The 20,111-nt window shown below is 49.7% G+C and carries 13 protein-coding genes; all 13 read right to left on the reverse strand.

Annotated features, from left to right (window positions below; genetic code table 11):
- Positions 1–30: 30 nt before the first annotated feature.
- The 13 genes from PsAD46_RS15365 to PsAD46_RS15425 are packed head-to-tail and all read right to left on the reverse strand — an operon-like array spanning position 31 to position 20,040.
- Positions 31–3,282 carry a hypothetical protein gene (locus tag PsAD46_RS15365; protein WP_063304825.1) on the reverse strand — a complete coding sequence of 1,084 codons (3,252 nt, stop codon included), beginning with the start codon at positions 3,280–3,282 and terminating at the stop codon, positions 31–33.
- Positions 3,283–3,327: 45 nt separating this feature from the next.
- A complete protein-coding gene (locus PsAD46_RS15370) occupies positions 3,328–6,066 on the reverse strand; it encodes a hypothetical protein (protein ID WP_063307287.1) in 2,739 nt (912 codons plus the stop codon).
- 50 nt (positions 6,067–6,116) lie between these two features.
- Positions 6,117–9,746 carry a type VI secretion system membrane subunit TssM gene (tssM, locus tag PsAD46_RS15375; protein ID WP_063307288.1) on the reverse strand — a complete coding sequence of 1,210 codons (3,630 nt, stop codon included), beginning with the start codon at positions 9,744–9,746 and terminating at the stop codon, positions 6,117–6,119.
- Positions 9,743–11,161, reverse strand: coding sequence for a type IVB secretion system protein IcmH/DotU (icmH, locus tag PsAD46_RS15380; RefSeq protein WP_063307289.1), 1,419 nt, complete (start codon positions 11,159–11,161; stop codon positions 9,743–9,745). Before icmH ends, tssM begins: the two co-directional genes overlap by 4 nt.
- 28 nt (positions 11,162–11,189) lie before the next feature.
- Positions 11,190–12,527, reverse strand: coding sequence for a type VI secretion system baseplate subunit TssK (tssK, locus tag PsAD46_RS15385; RefSeq protein ID WP_063288533.1), 1,338 nt, complete (start codon positions 12,525–12,527; stop codon positions 11,190–11,192).
- Positions 12,527–13,021 (reverse strand): type VI secretion system lipoprotein TssJ, encoded by a 495-nt coding sequence (gene tssJ / locus PsAD46_RS15390; RefSeq protein WP_082597106.1) that lies wholly within the window; start codon positions 13,019–13,021, stop codon positions 12,527–12,529. The genes tssK and tssJ overlap by 1 nt, the downstream gene beginning before the upstream one ends.
- Positions 13,011–13,826, reverse strand: coding sequence for an FHA domain-containing protein (locus PsAD46_RS15395; protein ID WP_208981864.1), 816 nt, complete (start codon positions 13,824–13,826; stop codon positions 13,011–13,013). Before PsAD46_RS15395 ends, tssJ begins: the two co-directional genes overlap by 11 nt.
- Before the next feature lie 4 nt (positions 13,827–13,830).
- Positions 13,831–14,121: a PAAR domain-containing protein gene (locus PsAD46_RS15400; RefSeq protein WP_057465268.1), complete on the reverse strand. Its 291-nt coding sequence runs from the start codon at positions 14,119–14,121 to the stop codon at positions 13,831–13,833.
- Positions 14,118–14,711: a hypothetical protein gene (locus tag PsAD46_RS15405; protein ID WP_063307290.1), complete on the reverse strand. Its 594-nt coding sequence runs from the start codon at positions 14,709–14,711 to the stop codon at positions 14,118–14,120. Before PsAD46_RS15405 ends, PsAD46_RS15400 begins: the two co-directional genes overlap by 4 nt.
- Positions 14,712–14,719: 8 nt before the next feature.
- A complete protein-coding gene (gene tssI, locus PsAD46_RS15410) occupies positions 14,720–16,828 on the reverse strand; it encodes a type VI secretion system tip protein TssI/VgrG (protein WP_057465266.1) in 2,109 nt (702 codons plus the stop codon).
- Positions 16,829–16,868: 40 nt separating this feature from the next.
- Complete coding sequence (locus PsAD46_RS15415) at positions 16,869–17,150, reverse strand: hypothetical protein (protein WP_063291939.1); 282 nt, start codon at positions 17,148–17,150, stop codon at positions 16,869–16,871.
- Between the two features lie 21 nt (positions 17,151–17,171).
- Positions 17,172–19,160, reverse strand: a complete 1,989-nt coding sequence (locus PsAD46_RS15420; RefSeq protein ID WP_063307291.1) for a type VI secretion system contractile sheath large subunit — start codon at positions 19,158–19,160, stop codon at positions 17,172–17,174.
- Positions 19,153–20,040, reverse strand: coding sequence for an ion transporter (locus tag PsAD46_RS15425; protein ID WP_057465263.1), 888 nt, complete (start codon positions 20,038–20,040; stop codon positions 19,153–19,155). The genes PsAD46_RS15420 and PsAD46_RS15425 overlap by 8 nt, the downstream gene beginning before the upstream one ends.
- Positions 20,041–20,111 lie beyond the last annotated feature (71 nt).

Raw genomic sequence — 20,111 nt, forward strand, 5'->3', positions numbered from 1 at the left:
GACAAACTCCAACGTGTTCAGGAGAACGGGTTAAGAACTATAAGTCTTCACATCTGCTCTGGCATCGCGGAGGATCAACGTTGCTTGTGCTCGCAAAGAATCCGCGACTTCCATCATTTCGGTATGTAATCGGCCACCCGTCCAAGCCTGTGTCTTCTTGTCTTTTGGTTCAGCAGTGACTGGGCGATATCCCTTGAACTCCAGTTCAAGAGTCTCAAGATGCTTTTGAACATCCTGAGCGTAGGTCAGGATCTTTTCCTGCCAGTTATCTTCGGAAATCATGTCATCCCGAACAGAAGGGTAGTTGAACGGATCTCCACCACACAAGGTGTGCAGTGCCTTCAAAGCTTGCTCGATAGCTGGTGTCTTACAGCATTCTTTAGCCATCAAAGGATAGGCTTTCTTGGTCGCTGCACGTTTAAAGCTGAACCAGCTCTTGAGTGTCAGATCCGGTGTTCCAGGGTGCCAGTTTGCGACCTTCGGAACACGTCGTAAGACGACAGGATCTTCACTGTAAAGCGTCTCAAAGTACCGCACCACCGCAGCACAAACATCACTGTTTGATACCAAGACCTCGGGTGTCAAACCGCAGTTGCGGCCAACTTGCTGTGCGATAGGATCTCGTTCTTCAACAATGCCGTAGGCAAGCACACACTTGGCAAGTGTCGAGTTCCAAGCAATTGCCTCGCGGGCCTTCTTGCGGTTCTCTGGATTTTTGCGGGCATCAAGATACTTCCGCCATCCAAAAACGACCTTAGTGCGTCCGTAAGTTTTATAGCCAAAATCAGAGAGCGCCTGACCCATGCTCTTTGCAAGAGAAAGCCCCGTAGAGGCTTGCGTTGAATCTGCCAGGCGCGTGGCCTCTGTAGCCACGCCAATGATAGATAGGAAGGTATTGATTGTCTTCTGACTGACTTGAACCGCTGCCTGTGTATGACGCTCCTTACAAGCGTGGTAATAGGGCGAATTGGCGGTTTGTGCCATTTTCACGTTCCTGCGCCACTTTTCAACTTCAGCTGCTTTCTTACCAAGAGCAACTGCGTCAAACGCAAGTTTTCTGCAAGCCTCAACCATGCCCGTTGCCGGAACAACACGCACCAGAACCTGAACACCACCCTTAGCAATCTTTTCAATCAGCTTGTACTTCATTTCAGAGGCTTTGATGTCAGCAATCAGTCTTTCGACCGCTTCCATTGATTTCTGAAGAGCCTTCGTGTCTTCAGGATCAGGAGGAGGGGAAGCCTCCTCAATCAGGTTTTTCAGCGCTTTTGTTTCTGCTTCCACATCCGCTTCGAGTTTTTCCATAAACTCTTCGCGTTCTTTCTTGTTGGATTGCTTCTTCTTAAAGTCGGCAAGTGCGTCCCAGGATTTCTTCGCTTCCATCTTCTGAATGGCAGCATTCGTTCGCTTTACCGTTTCAGCATCCATCTTCTTCTTGTCATTTGCCTCACGGAAGGCATCTTGCATTTCACGCATATTATTCGTGATTTTGTGCAAGTATTGTGGATCTTGAAAACCATCAAGAAACGCCTCGCGCTCCGTTCGTTTAAACGTACAACCAGATCGTTCCAGCTTCCGATCCATAAGTTCACGGGCTGAGAGCTCACTAAGTTCTTCTTTTTCCTCATCAGTGTTGAGAGGAAGATCAGGCTTGGCCATTGCGGCGAGGGGGCCTGTGGTAGCAGAAGAAGCTAGCTGCATTAAACCTAGAACAAGGGATTCAGAAAAGGCTTTGTAATCCTTATCTTTGAGCGCTTTAACAGCAGTGCCGGTGTTGACACCTAAGACAAAAAAAGCCTTGATTGAAACACCAATCAGTTCGGTCTGGTCATTTTCATTTCCAGGACCAGGCGCAGGGTCACCGTAGGCATATGCTTTGCTTTCATCCTTGAGAGTCAGTGCAGAATCTTGTTTACCCGTATCGACATGGCCTTGAACGTCACCTGCTGCAAAAAAAGCCTCAGCAAGGGAGTCTGCGATAGACCCAGCAATTTGCAAAACTGCATTCTCTCGCTCTTTGTTCGTTTTTGCTTGCGTTGCTAAGGCAATCTTCCGCGCAATTTGGTTGGCTTCAATAGCGACACTCACAGCGCCTGCAGCATAAGAAATATTCTGGAGCGTATCCTTATCTGCAGCGCCTTCAAACTCTATCTGGTCTGTGGTTTGGTGCTCTTCTTGCTCGTAGGTTTTGCCTGTTGCTTCCAATGCAAGCTTAAGTTGGCCAGCAACGATATCAGCAGCGTCTTGGGCAAAGGCGAGTGTGTTTCTTGCGTTCTTTTGTCTCTCCGAAAACTGGATACCTTTTTCTGCCATGGCAAGACCGCCATCCAGCAACGACGTGGACATCGTCAGTAAAGCTTTTTCCTCTTCGAAAAGCTTGTTTTGCCCCATTAGCTGCTCAACGAGCTGTGATTGGGCTGCTTCTACATTCTGGTAGCTTTTGATCTCGCAACTATATTCACCACGTCGGGCAGCTTCTTCCAGCACCTCTGCATCCGAAGTGTTTGCACCCATTTTGAACTCAGTCCGAAGGTCTCCGGCAATCTGACCCTGCTTCCCCTTCAGAACCTGACGTTTGGCTGCAATTTCGCGTTTTTCTGCTAGTGAACGAGATTGGTCTTCAAAGTTGGCAATGGTCAGTGCGCTACTGCCAAGACTTCCGGCCAGTGAGACGACATCACGGGCAAACCCAATGGCTTCAAGCGTGTTCTCATACTTTGAAGCCGTTTCACTATGTTGCTCCAGCTTTCCCTCATAGATCTCAGAGGCACCCTGGAACATCTGCACAAATTGACTGTATTTATCCGGCACAATGTTGGAGGGAATGATCCCTTCGCGAACCAGCGGAGTCCAAAGTTCCCGGGTGATATCTGCATCACTGAAAAGCCGTGTCTTCTCATCCTTCTTCTTCGCCGCAATCATTTCTGCCTGCCGCTCGAGGATTTTGCCGAAAGCGGCATTGAGCGCATCAACATTTTCAGATTGAATGAGAGGCGTTTCAGAAGTCACGTCCGCGTAGGAATCTACCTCGGTTTTCATATCACCGGTCATAAAGTCCATTTTGCTTTTTTGCAGCTTGCGCTTAAAAACATTTGGACTTCGGGCGAGCTCAATTTGAAAATCCTGAGCTTGGTGAATAACCGACTTATCTGCATCCAATTTAGCTAAAATATTGGTCAGTTCTGCAGATTTCTTCTCTTCGTTTTCACTATCAGATTCGAAGTTCTCCACGCCGCCTTGGGCCTGTGAGAGCCAGTCAATTTGAGACGGAGTTAACGTCATGATAAACTCCAGTGTGGGATCGTTTTCGATCCTTCTTGTTGTATCTTAGCCACCAAGAGAGAGCAGCTTCACTTCCAGCTGAATCAGCTCAGGACGCAGTATGTTCAGATCATTCGGCAGATCGCTGAAGGGGTGTCGCATATAGAGCTGAATAGCCTGACTGTTGTCCAGTTGCGCAATCAGTGGCCGCACTTGCCTTAGGGCATTTTCGCGGGCTTTCTTGCGCTCTTTCAGGTCTTTTGATTTGTCAGCAATAGCTGCAACTTGCTTTGGCAACTCTGCAAGGGCCAACGGTTGAGAAATGCACGACGAGAACTTTCGCAAAGCAGCGACATCCACCGCTTCTTCACCGGCATCCTGCTTGTCTTTCACTGCATTGACAAAAGAGCTGTCGATATACTGCTTGGCTTTGATCAGGCGTGCGATGCATTTATCAGAAAACGTTGAGATGTCTCTCGCAATGTCCTCTCTGAAGCCCGTAATTTCACCACGCATTGCATCCAGAGCACCTTCCAGCTCTTTCAGTTTAGCAAGGTTTTCTTTGTGCGTATGAGAAGCGTCAGACTGATCTTCCAGCTCCGCGATTTCCATGCGAAGTTCTTTCAAACGAGATGTATCAAACTTGCTGGGGTCAACGCGATCAACACCCTTGTAGTAAGCAAGGATACGCTTGATGGAGATATCTTTCGACGTCATCATATCCAGCTCATCTTTAAGCGGGCCGGATTTGGTGAGGAAGGCGTTCTTAGCTTCCTTCTGATCTTTCTGTCGGGCAACACCCTTCTTGTAGTCGACTTCCAGTTTTTTGAAGTACTTCAGCTCTGCCTTACTGAAGCGATCTGCATCTGTGATTTTCTCGCCTTTCTTCTCCATCTCAGCAAGCTTGTGAAGATGGCTCAACTGGCCTTCCAGTTCGTGGACAAAACGGTCGACGCGGAAGATCAGGCGGTTCGCCAGATCAAGTGAATGGGCAAGTTCGTCATTGGTGGTTGCGTTGTAGGCAAGGTCTTTCGCTTGATCGAAAAAGACATCCAGATCACCATGATATTGCTTGATCTCATCTGGCGCGAATAGAGAACCAACCATCTTGGCAAGGCTGGGATCTGCTTTCCCCATTTGTGCGAGCAGTTTTGGAATTTCTGTAAACTGGTTCTCGATGATCTTAACTTTGGTGTCGAACAATTCTCGGTTTTTGACAGCCTTGCGAACACCTTCTTCGAGTGGGTGTAATTGCTTGGCTTCCATCTCAGTGCATGAAGCCAGTGCTTTTTCGATGTTCATGGAGAGGGCTTCTTCTTCCAGTTCATCGATGTCATCCGTGAGACGCAACCGCTCTTCGATGTAATAAGCACCTTCCTTGCCTTTCGAGATCTTGTCGATTTTCTCGCGTAGCTTATCTAGGTTTTTAGTCAGCTTTTTATAGGCACCGGGATCCTTCTGAATACCGGAAAGGATTGCTTCAGCTTTCAGGAACTCCTCAACAGCAATATCTTCCACACCTGTCACACCGGATGCTTTCAACTCATCAAGAAATTCAAAGGTTTGAAGAAGACTGTCGATGGTTTTGCGCGGAATTTCCTTCGCATCTTTGGGGCGACGTGGAATTTGGATCATCACGTCCTGATTCAAGCCAGGGACATCTCCCGCACGTTTGATTGCACGACGTTCATCAGGTTTGGTGACCAGATTTCCCTGCTTGTCGTAAAGGACCAGTTTCTTCAAATCATCGCGGAAGCGCTCTGTACGCTCACCAAGCTGCGCTGCATCCCACCGCGCTTCTTTTCTCATGCTGTTCTTGTGTGCTGCGGAGGCTTTGAGTGAACTAAGCAAACTGCGAATGGTCGGGACCGTTCTGGAGGCGTCCGACATGTAATTATCAAGTGTGGTTTCAATGTCGCCAGCAGCGTCCGCAACACCGGAGTTGCGCAAACTTGTCGCCAGCTTTTGAATATGGTTCTTGAGCTGGTCAAACTCCCCAACCGCAGCCATGGCCATTTCATTCTCATAAAGTAGAATTTCCCAGGCAGGATCGTCTTTGGGCACCTTCGCTGCTCTGACGTCCTTCAAGGTTTTTCCAAGGCGTGTTGCTGGTCCGGAAAATCCAATGCCGGTCATCGATTTGATACCTTGACCAACTTCCATGACATATGGCTTCAACTCAGCCGGAACAGGAGGTTCTGCTGGTTTGCTCTTGGCCGCGGCTACAACGCCTTGCCAAAGCGTCTGCATATCATCAACGGTGGATTCGGCATCTATCAGGCTGTTATGTGCACCATCCGTATCTTTGGTTTTGATCTCCAAAGCAGCGGTTTGAATGAGCGCTTTCGCATTTTCATAGCTTTTATCAAAAGCAATCGCTTCGCTTGGATAATTCTCAAAATCCTTTTTATGTCCGTAAATAGAGTTGAGACGTTCCAGAAGCTGCTTACTCTGGCTTGCAAGCGCTGCCAGAGCATCAGCATCGGTGTCTTCATTCTCATGAACAAAATGATCTTTAACGTCGGCCTTTAACTCAGAGAGTTGCGCAGTGACATCTTTGAGTTTTTCATCACTCTCTGCCTTTATGCGCTCAGCAGTTGCTTCTGTAACAGCCGCTTCGACTTTTTTGTCGTCTTCAGCTTTTGTCTTAGCTGTCGCCTGTGCAATCTCTTTCTCTTCTTTTTCTTTGATTGCTGCGGCTGTCTCACGCTCAGCCTCATCCTGTTCCTTAAAGGTCCAGCCGAGTGCTCTATAAACTGATTTCACCCACTCAAGTTGTTGGGGCGTTAGTTGATCGTCAGACATTCGAGGCTCCAATTGGTTTTATTATTATCGAGAACCACTAAACCTGTATTTTAGGTATTGAGCTCCTTAGGACAGGTGAAATTCTGAAGCAGCCTGGCTGAGAATGGATTGTTCACGCTGTTGGCCATGAGGTTGAAGGTGGCAAATCGATTTCCAAGCGTAAATCTCACCTTGTATTGATCGGGTAGCTCAGTTTTTGTCACGCTTGCCTTTTCCAATAAACGAAAGAGGGACCATGGTCCGCTGAGATTTATGGAGTTCGGTTCTCCGGCAATCGCAGGGAAAAATGCGAGACTTGCAGCTGGTACACCTTCGCCAGGCCAATTCAACTCAATCGGGCGTGTTGGACCATGCGCATAGCTCACTGTTGTCCCATCCACGGTGAGGGCAACTCTGGTTGATCCGACGTCCAGATCCAAGGGTGTCATCGTGAATGCAACAGATGGTTTATCCCCCCCATTTGCGAAATATGCGTTGCGAATATTGTTAGCTTTTTCGAAGACTTGAAGGCTGTCTTTTGAGACATCAATCTTGGCATTGTCGCTCTCTCTCCATTTCCACGGTGTGGAGGAGGTGTCGACGAATGATTTGATGTTGGTATTGAAAAACGCTTCAATCTTGCCACCCGGTTTGAACAGGGTCGAAAAATCGTCCAGCATCACCGAGGCTTGCTGACCATTTGCCACCGGATAGCGGCCAGAAAGAGCATTGCTGCACAAAGGTAAAACCTCTGAATCCCAGGTTGCATTGATGGCTTTTTGAGCATCGTTTACGGTAACTTGTGAGGAGAACTGAAGCATTTCCAGTATCCAACTTTGCAGCGGCATAGGAACGTTAGGTGCTTCATCCTTCAGTGTTTTAACCGCATCACTCCCGCCGCCAAGAATATAGCTCAGGGCGTCTTGCTGAGTGTTGTTAGCCAGCAAAATCCGGTTAAGTTCACGATAAAGATCAGTGACCTTCATCAACAAAGCGTCGAGCGGAGTGGTGCCACTCCCTGACCCTAATGTGAAACTATCAAGAGGCTCAAAGCGCGCCTGCACAGAAGTGCCCGGTGGAACCGGTTTCGGGCCACCTTCACTCGTCGGAACAGCTTCACCAAGCACTTCAACAAGCTGCTGCTGTCTCAGGTTGGTGGTCGCGCGGGCTTCTTCCTGCGCAATACGAGCTGCTCCGCCTGCAACGTTCTGGGCAACGCCGGTAGCGCTGGATGGAGCTTCAGTCCGTGTAAGCTGAGTTTGCTCAGCCACTGAAACGAGAAGATTACGGATAGGTGAATTCGGGCCGGAAGCCGTATTAATGACGTCTGTCGCCTGCGACAGGCTTGTAAACTTCACAATGCGCAGGTCAGCCAGCATCGCATCCCACATGCGGGCGTAGTCATCCAGATAAAGCCCTAAAACGCCACGTTCGATACGGGTGACAGTCTCTTCTTTGTTTTCCAACTGACCGTTTGGACCGAGCACCCAGCTTTCTCGAACGAAGCTCTGAATGCTATCAACCAACTGAGGAAGGAACACACCACGGAAACCTTCATAAGTGTAAAGGCCAGGAATACCTTCGCTCAAAGGTTTGCCTGAGGATCGTGTGAAGACCCGAGTTACAGCAGAGCCTGCAGCTTCGTCAGGACGCCACTCCGGAAGACTTTGAGCGGCTTGTCCTGCTTTGATAAAGGAATAAGCCAGCTCCGCGATTGGAGTTGCATTCAGAATCTCTCGAACCTGACTAACCAACTCTGTATTCACATCAATTCGGACCTTAAAGGGCTGGTCCAGCAACGCTGCAAGATGATTTGAAAGTTGGTCACGCTCTGTCACTTGCCGAGGGTCACTGTAAAGGGACTGCCAATCAGTTTCTTCCCAACGCTGAATAACTTCCGGTTCCAGCGGACCTTTATCCGCCAGTTCCAGATAAATCCGTAAGGCTTCAAACAGGAATTCTGGATTGTCTATGTTTGCGACCATTTGCTGCTCAAGGCGGAGCATCATGCGTGGTCGCAAATAGCGCTCCAGTCCGTTGTGATAAAGCGCATCCGCATCCTCTGAAACATTCGGAATCTGGTTAAGGCCCCAACGTTCATTTTGAGGCGGTTTTTCTTGCTGATCCGCAAAACCACCTGGCAGGTCTCGAAGGTAGTTTAGCAACGGCAACACAGATAGATAGTTGGCATCATTGACGCGCACAGCATCAATTCGGTCAGCAAATTTGGGGTATTCTTTCAAGTCAGCTTGGGCGCGGTTGATGATGTTTTCCTGGTTCATCTCATAGCTGATGACCCAAACCGTTGTTAAAAATGCAAGAACGATCACACAAGCAGCAAAAGAGAGGCGTTTGCGGATCTTCTGCTTGCGCATCACTTGCTTGCTCTCGCCCGCAAGGTTGCCTTCGCCAAAAATCAGGTCAAAGAACAAGCGCTCCAGAAAATACGCGTGTTTCTCGTAGGGAGCAGAGGGAAGTGCCTGTCGGCCAATCCCATAGGCATGCGCAATCGAACCTGCAAGCAAGTCAACAGGTTGACCTTCCTGGGTGGCAGAGGTGAAATAAACCCCACGCAAAAAGCTGCGGTCCTCATAACGATTAGGACGGAACATCTCGGTCAGGAAATCATTCAGCACGGTTCGCAGCGAGGCCATTTGTTGCGGGAAGCTGAAGATCAGACTTCTGTGCTGTATGTCCGTTTCTTTATTCAGGTAGTCGTAGACGCGCGAGTTGAGCTGCTCCATGAGCAACTCATATTCCTCATCGAAATGACTGATCGCATTCTCGGAGGATTTGCCGTCATCAACGGGGAAAGTCATACCCCAGGCTTGGTGTCGCTCATCTCTGCCAAGGACTTGGAAGTAGTCGGCAAAACCGGCGATCAAATCAAGCTTAGTGAACATCACGTAGATGGGAAAGCGAAGGCCCAGTTGCTTCTCAGCTTCCTTGAAGCGTTGTTTGACCGTCCGCGCCATATCCAGACGCTGATCCGAACGCATTGTTGCGAGCTTTGCAAGATTGATCGCAATGATCATGCCGTTCAGCGGCTGACGGCGGCGGTTTTTCTTAATCAATGAAAGCAGTGTGTTCCAGCCAGAAGCATCGATGACCTCATCTTGGTCCTGCATGGTATAACGGCCAGCGCTGTCAACGATGATCGCGTTGTTGCTGAACCAGTATTCGCATTCTGCAGTGGGCTCAATCGTCGCTGCATCCACTTTCTGGCCCAGTTTGTGAGCCAGTGGAAACTTCATTCCAGAACGTAAAAGAGCAGTGGTCTTGCCAGATTCCTCTGGCCCAATCATCAGATACCAGGGCAGCTGATAGATCACCTTACGGCCTAGTTTACCATCGACACTTGCCGTTTTGAGAATGTTCAGACTCTTCTCAACCTTGCCAGAGACCAGCGCTGCTTCATTCTTCGCCAGCTCTTCAGGATCGACTTCAGGCTCTTCTTCTTCCTCTTCTTCTTCGTTCTTGGCTTCTGCTTCTCTTGCTCGCCGGGAAAGGCGTCCAATATTGATCGCGGCCCAGATCATCAAAAGGCCCATGACGATCAGCATACGAACGACAGCCATCGCAAAAGGTTTTGCGCCGAAGATCGATAGACTTGGGCCATAAATCCAGATGACCGCACACAATATTAGTGTGATGAGGAGCGTAACAAACCAAAAGGGGAAAAAGCGTTTGAGTTTCTTCATTGCTGGCCTCCCTGGCCAGAAGGCGGAATAAGCGTAATATCAATGCGCCTGTTCTGAGCACGCCCTTCAGCTGTTGCATTGGTCGCAATTGGATCAGCTGATCCTCTGCCGATGGCTTTGACACGTGTCCTGTCTGTCAGTCTGACCTTGATGAGATCTGCAACTGTTTGAGCACGCGCCTTGGAAAGTGCAACATTGTTCGGATAACGGGCATTTCGAATTGGAATATTGTCTGAAAAGCCAACTACATTGATGGTACCAGGCTGCGTGTTCACCGCTTCAGCGACACGATTGACGACTGGAATAAAGCGGGCAGTGAGCGTATCTCTAGCAGTTGCAAACATGCCAGAACCTGTCAGGCGTATCACCACGTTGCCTTGCACATCCATCACGACGACAAGACCTTGCCGGATCTCAGGAGCAAGGAACCTGCTAACTTGCAGATAAGCAGGCAACGTGCTGTTACGAACGACTTGAGGTGAGGAAGGTGTTCCAGGTGCTGCCTGTTGTTGTGGCAAGTTCGGTAGAGCTGCTCGTGGCGGAGCAGGTTGGTGAGTCAGATCAATTGGGCTTGTGTTGATTAAAGACTCATACTGGAACGCAATGCGCTCACTTTTCTCTCCAAGCCAAAGCGCAAGCACAGCATAAATCAGCAGGGCGAGGAGTGCTGCTCCAAAGAAGATACCCCATACAGGAATAGACCACTTTAAAGGTCGATACGCATCTTCAACACCTCTCCAGTGAGGTGATAGATCAGTTTCCTGATCTCCTCGCAGCGAGCGAATGAGGCGTGATATGCCATAACGCAGGCGCGACATCGTATTGCTGCCTTGCGGCATGATCCGCAAGCGACCTTCAAACCCCAAAGAAATACAAAGATACAATAATTCCAGAAGATCTTTGTCACGACTTGGGTTGGCCTGCGTCTTCCTCAATAGATCATAAAATCGATCGCCACCGGACACGTCCTTGTGGAAGTTACTGACAAGGCTTTGCGTTGCCCAAATGCTGCGACTACCCCACGGAGTATTGAGAATTATGTCATCAAGGGTTGCACAGACCACATATCTGGCAATGCGAATGGTCTTAGAAGAAAGACCGTTTAGCATAGCGTTGTGTTCGAAAGAGCGGATCTCGGAAATAACATGAGAGCGCAGGGCATTCACATCACGATGCTGAGCGTGATTTCGCAAGCGGGCAGCTAAGGCCAACAAACTGGAGGCTGCTTTGATAAGAGGATTATTCCCAAGTGGGACAAATTGAATATCGTCAGCGCCAAGGAACCAATAGCCTGCAGGCGTTTGCGCCGGAAGGTTGGTACTACCTGCGTCAGGATGATCAGGATTGGGTGCATCAGTCGAGATGACAGTGTCGACTGAGTCCACCGAAAGGGCAGTGAAATCCTTCTTTGCCATAATCTCAACTCCTCAGTCCGTTAGCCGCTTATTGCTCTCTGATCGCCCAGAGTTCCATCACAAGTTTCGGGAAATCACCCGCGACATGCATCGCTAGACCGCCAGAAACACGGATTTCGTCCCAATGTGATGAGGCCGGATCCAGTTCGAAATATGCTGTGCCCGTGTGGTACGGGATCTGTCTTGGCGCGACTGGCAGTTGCTTCACTGCGATGCCGGCCAAAGCGGAATTCACAAAGTCTCGGATCTGTTCGACAGATCCAATCGTAATCTGCCCCGGGAAGTGTCGATTGATCACTTCCGATGGCAGGTCAGCACTAACAGCAAGCACAAACCGAGCCGACTTGATCAGGCTGCGATCGAGCAGCATGCCAACACGAACGCCGTACTTGCGCTCTTCCAGCGGTATCGGCACGGCAGTCTGTTCCAGAACAGCAGAAAGGTGCTGTCGCAAATGAGCAATCACAGGAGCAAATGTCTCTGTCAGGGCTTCGTGCCGATAAGGCTGAAGTGTTGAGGGGCGCCGTGCTGCCGCTGTAAATGTTGCAAGCTCACCAACCAGCTGGATCGAAATCCGGTACAGCGCTTCAGGATGGAGCGAGGGTGTTTGCGCAAAGTGGGCGTAGAGTGGTTCATAGCGATTGACGGTCTGCAAAAGCAGAAAGTCCGAAATCTCTGCAACACCCTTACTGCCGGAGTTCGAAACACGCCCTGCAAGTGCATCTGCCCGGTGGCTCAGCATGCCCCAGATCTCGCGAATGTATCCATAAAGCACTGAGGAGGAATGTGAGGCGAGGCACGTGGAGATGTACTCGTCATCTAAAATAACTTGCTTATCTGCCCGTACTTCAATCACACGAGCGATAGGCAAGCAGATCCAGCCTTCCAGATCCTCAAAGTCGAACTTAAAAGAGAACCGTAGCCGACCAGTTTCCATCTGGACGCTGGCGTCACTGCCGGTGATTGCATCTCGCGCCTCGGATTCATGCACCACATAGCGCGCAGCGGTTTCTTGCACACCTGGATATTCATATTCGTAGGCACCAGGTTGGCGAATAGGCAATGCAAGATAAACGACCGAGTTTTTTACGCTTTCAGGAACTGGAATAGACGCAGGAGCGTCACATTCCTGTGGCATTTTAAAAGGCGTACCATCCGGCATCAGACCGCTGGCAAAATTGAGTGCAAACTGGCCCAGTTTCAGGGCTTCCTGATTTATTTTCATCTCTGTATGGCCCCAGGGGTGAGGGCGAATGCTCGAGATAGTGTCACTGACCAGCTGTTCCAGATAGCGATCATGCTGCTGAAAGTGCTGCGGCTGTAGAAACAGACCTTCTGACCAGACAACTTTGTTATGAGTGGTCATTAATAGAACCATCCTTCTTTTACTGTCTTGTCGGGCTGCAGAGTAATTTCAAGCTTGCTCAAATACGCAATGAGGCTCGATGGCTGATTGTTTGGAACCATAATCACCGAACTCCATGTTCCTGTATCCACTTTCCGAAAGGCACCGAGCACAGCGACAAATGCCACACTGGGGTCAACCTTGACTGCTACCTTCATGATCTTGTCGGGAGCTATGAAAACTTCCTTCATAGCAAGCAGGTTTTTGCCGAGAACCTGGTCTCCTTTTTCAAACAAAGTGAAAAAGTCATGAGTTTTAAACTCGGCATCAGACGTAAGGTAAAAGATCTTCACCTGAACAGGCGTCGACATCCCATCTGCGTTCTGGTTCAACTCCTTGTCCGCGATGACTGTCGTCGTGATCATGACAGGCATCGGCATCTCGGCGGAGCAGGAGGCCAGACCGATACTCAAAAGCAAAATGTACGCAATGCGTTTGATGTGGCTAATCGTCATTTGGTTTACGAGCTTTGTTCTGAATGTCTTTTTTCGGGGCTACATCCCAGTCCTCAGGAATGGTCTGGTGATGCGTTCTGGGCAATTTAAATGAATCGGATTCCGTGCGGTTGTGATCCCACGCACTTGCACCTTCCTCACTCGAAATGCCGCTTTCACTTTCAAACGGTACTGAGCTGGAATATTTGTATCCTTCAAATCCATAACTAACTGGCGGAATAGGTTCTTTCCCAGCGCTGGCAGGGTAGGAGTCCAGTGTTTCAGTCGCTTTTCTGAGAATAGATTCTGGAGACTCCAGTGGGTCATTCAGAACCTCGGAAAGTTCGTCTTCAGGGGTAACGATCTGGTCATCGACCCAGTCGTCATCCTCCATGTCGAGTTCTTTAGGAAGAAGATTTGCAAGTGGATCAGGGTTCTCAGGTTCTGCAAGAAAGTCATCCACTTTCAGACGGGCATCAGCATCTTCTGGCAACATTTGTGCGCTGATGTAATAGTTTCCGACCCTGATAACATCGCCATCCTGAAGGCCACAGGCCTCACCGTTGGGAACTGGTTCGTCCCAATCATTAACAAAGGTTCCATTGGAGCTGGTATCGACGACGCGGTAGGCCCCGTCGTTCCACTCAACGACACAATGACGGCGCGAAAGCTGGTTTGCAGGATCGGGAAGAATCCAATCCGCACTGCTTCCACGTCCAATGACGCAGCGTTCCTGTCGCAGTATGCGCGTGCATTTTCCTGTGTCGACCAACTCATGCCCCTTGGTCAAAATGAGTACTAAAACCATGCTCGTGTTATCAGTCATATCCTTAGCCCCCGATTAAAACTGTGGGCCAGCCAAGGATGATGGTGCCGCCGTGAGCAGTGACATCCAGCATGCGCGCCGCCGGCAGTCCGGCGATCAAAGTGGTGACACTGCCTTTCATAATTGTATCTGGAGGCCCAACACACACGCACATGTCAGTCATGCGCGCCGCTGGTAAGTTTCCGATCAAAACCGTCGGTGCTCCAAGAGATATCGGGCCTCCTACGTGAGGAACGATACCGGTCACCATTGGACAGACGTGCATGTCTGTCATGCGTGCTGCTGGGAAACTCATAGGGCCTCTATTTCATTATCTGCGAGCGCTCGTCCCAACTTGTAAGCTTTGACTAAGAACTCTTCAGGGTCCTCCACGTTACTGTCGTATACAGACAAAACTATAGATGACCCTACAGCAATACTAGTTAGGTTTTCTGGGGGAGGTGCAGGGTCAAATTCGGGAGATCCCATACTACCGCCACTCCAACCAGCCGCTGCCGCGGCAAGAGAAGCGGCGCTTTTATATCCTCCGTCATCAGCAATTTTCATTGCTGCACGGCGCATGTCTTCTTCGGGTTTGCGGACCCAATCCTCGGCGGCTTTCAGCGCTATTTCGTCTTTATCGGGTGGTTGACTGCCTTCCGGAAAGGTCGCTCTGCTGACTTGACTGGCCCACCACACTGCACGTGGTTTACTCAGGGCGTGAGCAAGAACCTTAATGGCGTCAGACATGAGCTCCGCTTCTGCCAAGGTATCCACAACTTCGATAGAAGGCTTCTGTCCCTCTATCAATGGTACTGCTTCATCTCCAAGTTCTAAAGGTCTTTTTTCCAGTAGATCCTTGTAGGAGTTGAGGAGCAGTGTAGTATTTGTCACGATATTTTCCATAATGCGCCTCAGTTAATCTTGACGAGAGCACCTTGTACCGTCGTGATGCCAGCACCTTTTAAGGTGGTCAATGTCCCGTCAACGGTCGCCTGAACATCACCTTTTACGGTCACCATCAAGCCTTTCAACTCAGCCTGAGCGGCCTCAAGTTTGAGAGAGCTAGGGCCAGCGGTAAGGGTGATGGACATGGGATCCATTTTGATCGAGCTGCCACCACAGGTGAGCTCAATGGCTTGGGTTCCGGAGACCTTCACAGATCCTGCAGATGCGTCCACTTTCACATCGCCGGTTTGCGAGGTCACACCGATGTCTTTCATGGCTTCAACAGTCTGCGCACCTTGCTTCATGGAGATGCTCTGGTCACCGCTCTCAACTGTAATAGTGTGATTGCCAGACTTGACTGAGAGGGCATCGTCTTTTTCGACAGTTGTGGTTCGGCCACCGGTCTTGATTGTGTAGGTCTCGTCACCCTGATCAACCGTCAGATTGCGATTGTTATAGACCTCGATTGTCTGGTCACCATCTTCTTGCTTGTCGAAACCAATCTTGACGGTTTCATTGTTTTTAACGGTGCGCTCGTAGTCCTTCTCAGCTGTGAGCTGAACGAGTTCCTCATCTTTCTTGTCTTCAAACAAGAACTCGTTGTTCCCGCCGCCTTCCTTGGATGTCTCGCTCTTAAGTGTAGACTTTGTGGCTTCACCGGGCAGGTCATAAGGAACAGTCTGCTCTCCATTGTAAACGCTGCCCACAACAATAGGTCGGTCGGGATCACCATCTAAGAAATCAACGAGGACTTCCTGCCCAACACGGGGAATGTGGAGACCGCCCCAACCTTTACCTGCCCACATTTGCGCTACACGCACCCAGCAAGAAGATTTATCATCGTTCTGTCCGTCACGATCCCAATGGAATTGCACTTTGATCCGGCCATACTCATCGGTCCAGATCTCTTCACCATCCGCGCCAGTAACAACTGCGGACTGCAAGCCATTCATGTTAGGCCAGGGTGTAGTAGAGGCTTTACGGTATTGAACGCTGGAATCGACCGCCTCAATCTCATAGGTGATTGCGTCATAAAATTCCTGCTCTTCATCGCGCGCAAACTCGATTGAGACCTCACAGATCGCCTTCGTGATCAGGTATTCTTTTTCCTGACTTGGGTCGTCTGAAAACTGATCCAATTTGAAAAGGTATCCGGGTCGCAATCCACGTACGTTGCCGCGCGCATATACCTTAGCGTAAGCCGCACTGGCTTCTTCAACGCGCACCTTGGCTCGCTTTTCACCTACACTGACTTCCTCGTAATGGCCGGGATACATGTAACGTGTCCGGCCAGAAAGTTGGTGGGACTTCTTTTCGCTAGCATTAGCTTTCAGATCACTCGTGGGCTTAGTGAAATCATAGTCATTGATTTCAACTTCATCCGTCTGGATCTCTTCATTGTGTCGCCAATCCCAAAAGTGATCAGCTCCGCGACGGAAATGGTCTTCCTCAGAATAGAAGGGAAGGCTGGACTCGCCTTTGATGTCTTCATGAGCGCTATAGGAATCTGCCAATACCATCGTGTGTTGGCCATCCTCATGCTCAAAGTAATAATAGATCCCTTCCTGCTCCATCAGGCGGCAGATAAAGTTAAAATCGGTTTCTTGAAACTGCGCGCAATAGGGCCGAGGATCATAACTGTCACTCAGCTTGTTTTTGAAGTCGGTAAAACCTGCTTCCTGAAAGACTTCCTTCAAGATATCTGGCGTCGACTTTTCCTGAAAAATCCGGCAGTTGCTGGTAAGGGTCAAAAACCAAAGCCACGGGCGTACAATAAGCCGGTAAGTTGAATAGCCATGATCTTGTCCCGTATAGATGGCTTTGGTTACAAACCCATTCAGATACTGGTCAGAAGACAGGCTTGTGCCGGACACTTTTTTCATTTCAAGCGTAAGCGTCTGCCCAAGCATCTTATCAAGGCTCAGGTCATGCTCGAATGATCGGCAATCTACGACCATTTCGTAGAGCTCACTCATTTCGCTGGTCATCTTCATCTTCCAAAGGTGGAAGCTGTCATCTCCACCATCGAAGCTGATCGTGAACAGCCGATTTTCAGTTACTTTGCTCGCACACATTCCAGGACCTGCCTATTTCTAAAACGTTTCTCGTTCGGTCTCAGGCGTTGAAGCTGTCTGAGGTCAGTTTGCGATTGTCTCGTTCCATCCGTTCAACAATGCTGGGATTGAGGATCCAGGGCATGGAGCCCCCGGTATTCTCCCAATTCACGAGAACCTCATCCCAGGTTTTGACGGATTTGATGAGTACGGGGAAGCTGAGTGGCTCTTTGCCAAACAGGATTTGGTCAAGGTAAGCAGCGCCGCGAACAAGGTAATAGTTGCCGCCGTATTCCATGACGTAAATCTCAGGTACTTCTTCTATCTCAATGAGTTCGGCCATTTGAAACTCCGTTATCAATTGTTACAGATCAGCAAGCAGTGCTTCGAGTTCCGGATCCATACCCTCTTCATCCGCTTCTTCTTCATCATCTGCTGAAAGATCGGCTAGGAGGTTGTCCAACTCTGTTGTGTCATGGACAGGTGCAGGCGGGGCAGCTGCTGCGGCTGGCGCAGGTGCTGGTGCCTCTTCAACTTCGTCTTCTTCGTCCTCTGCCGCTTCAGGTTCACTCACCTGAGGTTCTGGCGGATCAGCCTCAATTCTGAAGATGGTTTCTGGTGTTTTCTTAGGATCAATGATGGTCTCGACAACAACAGCACCTTTTGTTGCCTGAATGCCTGGGGTTAAGCCGTCGCCACCACTGATGCTGACACGCGCACCAGCACTTGGGCTTGGTGCCTCGGCAGCTTTGGTCACTGCAATCTGATCGCACCAGCGTCCAGAAATCGTGTCACCGGCCAGGCCATTAAGAGAGGCTATGCGAACTTCGGGCTGCCCCTTCATAGACACAATGGGCATCCAGCTCTGTCTCATAAGTGGCTCGACGCTGCGATGACTGATCATGCGATCCGTACAGGGCAGGGCAACCTGATCACCATACTGGTCGTGAACGTAGTGGAAGGGCATTTCGTTGAGTGTCAGGATCGATCCTGGCTTCATGCCGCCGCCATTGGTCTCATAGTCTTTTGCAAGCACAAGACCAATCAGGGCTGCAGGGTTGCCCCACAACATGGCTTTCAGGCCAACTTGCTCGTCAAACTCTTCAAAGCTGAATGCATCAATTGGGTCGGTCTTTGCGCCATAAGGCATTCGAAGCATGAAGCGTGGCAAGCTCAGGCCAATGTAATTGCTTTCTGGCATGGCACGCAGACTCTGCCACGTCTTTTCGGTAATCTTAGGAAGCTCAGCAAATTTTCTGGTGGCATTGTTGCGGTCCAGGGATGTCAGGAAAGGTGCGTGCGCATGCGCACAGATCTTTGACATACGCCCCAGAAGCTCTGCGTGAGGTGGCGTCATGTCGAATGTGTAAAGGCCAACAATAGCACTCGGCGTGCCAACACCTTCATCCTGCAACGCATTTTCTACGAACAGACGATACAAACCTGTTTCTTCAAGCTTGTTGGTGGCGCTGAGGTCTCTTGCAAAATCTTCCGCAGAAATGTCATAGAGCGTTATCTTGAGCGCCGTTGAGGTCTCAATTCGGCGTGACAACATATCAATAACGCGCCAAACACTCTCCAAAGACTGGAAGTCAGCGTTTTGAAGGATTTTACGCAGTGTTGTGGTCATCACAGCCTCGACGATCTCAAGGTAATCATCGAGCTGTGGGTTGTCGGCTGGAGTAATGTGGGGCGAGACAATCTTACCAATCAGATCTGTAAAGTCGTCGGCCTCTTCATGTTCTTCAACGGGGCGATCAATGAGAGCTGAAAAGTCACTCAGCTTCTTGTCAACTGGAATGACTGATCCACGCGAGTTGCGCTGTGAGACAGGCTTTTCGCCTTTGTTCTCCAGCCACTCATCAATGGTTGCAGCCGCATTGCTGAAAGTTCCGGGGTTCTTGAGGGAAGAACGCAGCGCCTTCAGCTCATCAAATATCTCGAATTCATCGATTATTTCGTCAGGGTGGAAGTCTTCAATGCAGTTCGGTTCAAACCGAATGACTTTTTCATCACCAGCAAGGTCAAGTTCAATGTTGATCTTGAATCGGGCAGGGAGATCTTCTGCAGTATCGACATCAACATTATGCCCCTTGAGCACAGCAAGCTCTTCAGCATCGTAAAGAGCCATACGGTTGGCACGACCAGAAAAATCACCGATCACAGCAAGATGGAACGGACTATCCAGCGTGATGTTGAGCTTTGGGGCTTCACATGTGACCTCGCCAAAATCTGGCTCAAAAACACTTGCAGATGCACCTTCAGCGGTTTCACCTTCTGTGGGAGCATCACTTTCCTCTATGATGTCATTGAGCAGTGCATCAAGATCATCGTCCTTGTCAGAGTCACTCATCAGAATCTCTCTTATTGGTTTCTATCTGGTCCTCAAGACGTTCGAGGGTTTTGATTACCTGTAACTGCGCAGCTTCCAATTGAGCGGCGATTGCACGGTTTTCTGCGGATACGAGGAGGCGAAGTCGTTCGACGTCTTCACTGTGTTCTTCCTGATAGATGCCCTGCATGGAGCTGACGATCAGACCGATAAACAGGTTGAGCACCGCAAATGCAGTCAGGAAGATAAAGGGTATGAAAAGAGCCCAGGCGTAGGGATAGATCTTCATTACGGGACGCACGATCCCCATGGACCAGCTCTCTAACGTCATGATCTGGAACAGCGAGTACAAGGATCGACCAATGTCCCCGAACCAGTCCGGGAAGCTTGCGCCGAACAGGCCAGTCGCCATCACCGCAAACACATAATAAATCAGCGCCAGAACGATCATCACGGAGAACATGCCGGGCAGCGCGTCCAACAGCGCCTGCATCACTTGCCGGTATTGTGGCAGGAAGGACAGGACACGCATGGCCCGCATAACCCGAAGGGCACGCAAAACGCTGAGATAACCCGACTGTGGGAGCAGTGAGAAGCTAACCACTGAAATGTCGAAGATGTTCCACCAGCTTTTGAAAAAACGCGTGCCAAAAGCCATGATTTTCAGAACAAATTCCAAGATGAAAAGTCCGATAATCACATCATCAAAAATGATCTGACCATCTCCGGTCAAGCGTCGCACGGAGGGAGACGTTGCCAGACCCAGGCTGATGGCGTTGACAACAATCAAGATGAGAAAGGTGTACTGAAAGGCATCAGAACGAACAATACGGCGCAAAGTAAGACGCCACGCAGGAATGCGTGTCGACCGTCTCCTCGCCGATTGTTTAACTTTCTGCATCGTTGGACTCCTCGTCACTTGGAAAAGTAGTTCCGACGTGTTTTGTTTCAGTTAGTTTCTGTGGTAAAAAA

The organism is Pseudovibrio sp. Ad46 (genome assembly GCF_001623065.1).
Taxonomy (GTDB): domain Bacteria; phylum Pseudomonadota; class Alphaproteobacteria; order Rhizobiales; family Stappiaceae; genus Pseudovibrio.

Coding starts and splice junctions, on each gene's coding strand:
- PsAD46_RS15425 (WP_057465263.1), bottom strand. CDS start 20,040: ATGCAGAAAGTTAAACAATCGGCGAGGAGACGGTCGACACGCATTCCT.
- PsAD46_RS15420 (WP_063307291.1), bottom strand. CDS start 19,160: ATGAGTGACTCTGACAAGGACGATGATCTTGATGCACTGCTCAATGAC.
- icmH (WP_063307289.1), bottom strand. CDS start 11,161: ATGGCAAAGAAGGATTTCACTGCCCTTTCGGTGGACTCAGTCGACACT.
- PsAD46_RS15415 (WP_063291939.1), bottom strand. CDS start 17,150: ATGGCCGAACTCATTGAGATAGAAGAAGTACCTGAGATTTACGTCATG.
- tssI (WP_057465266.1), bottom strand. CDS start 16,828: ATGTGTGCGAGCAAAGTAACTGAAAATCGGCTGTTCACGATCAGCTTC.
- PsAD46_RS15365 (WP_063304825.1), bottom strand. CDS start 3,282: ATGACGTTAACTCCGTCTCAAATTGACTGGCTCTCACAGGCCCAAGGC.
- PsAD46_RS15370 (WP_063307287.1), bottom strand. CDS start 6,066: ATGTCTGACGATCAACTAACGCCCCAACAACTTGAGTGGGTGAAATCA.
- tssM (WP_063307288.1), bottom strand. CDS start 9,746: ATGAAGAAACTCAAACGCTTTTTCCCCTTTTGGTTTGTTACGCTCCTC.
- tssK (WP_063288533.1), bottom strand. CDS start 12,527: ATGACCACTCATAACAAAGTTGTCTGGTCAGAAGGTCTGTTTCTACAG.
- tssJ (WP_082597106.1), bottom strand. CDS start 13,021: ATGACGATTAGCCACATCAAACGCATTGCGTACATTTTGCTTTTGAGT.
- PsAD46_RS15405 (WP_063307290.1), bottom strand. CDS start 14,711: ATGGAAAATATCGTGACAAATACTACACTGCTCCTCAACTCCTACAAG.
- PsAD46_RS15395 (WP_208981864.1), bottom strand. CDS start 13,826: ATGACTGATAACACGAGCATGGTTTTAGTACTCATTTTGACCAAGGGG.
- PsAD46_RS15400 (WP_057465268.1), bottom strand. CDS start 14,121: ATGAGTTTCCCAGCAGCACGCATGACAGACATGCACGTCTGTCCAATG.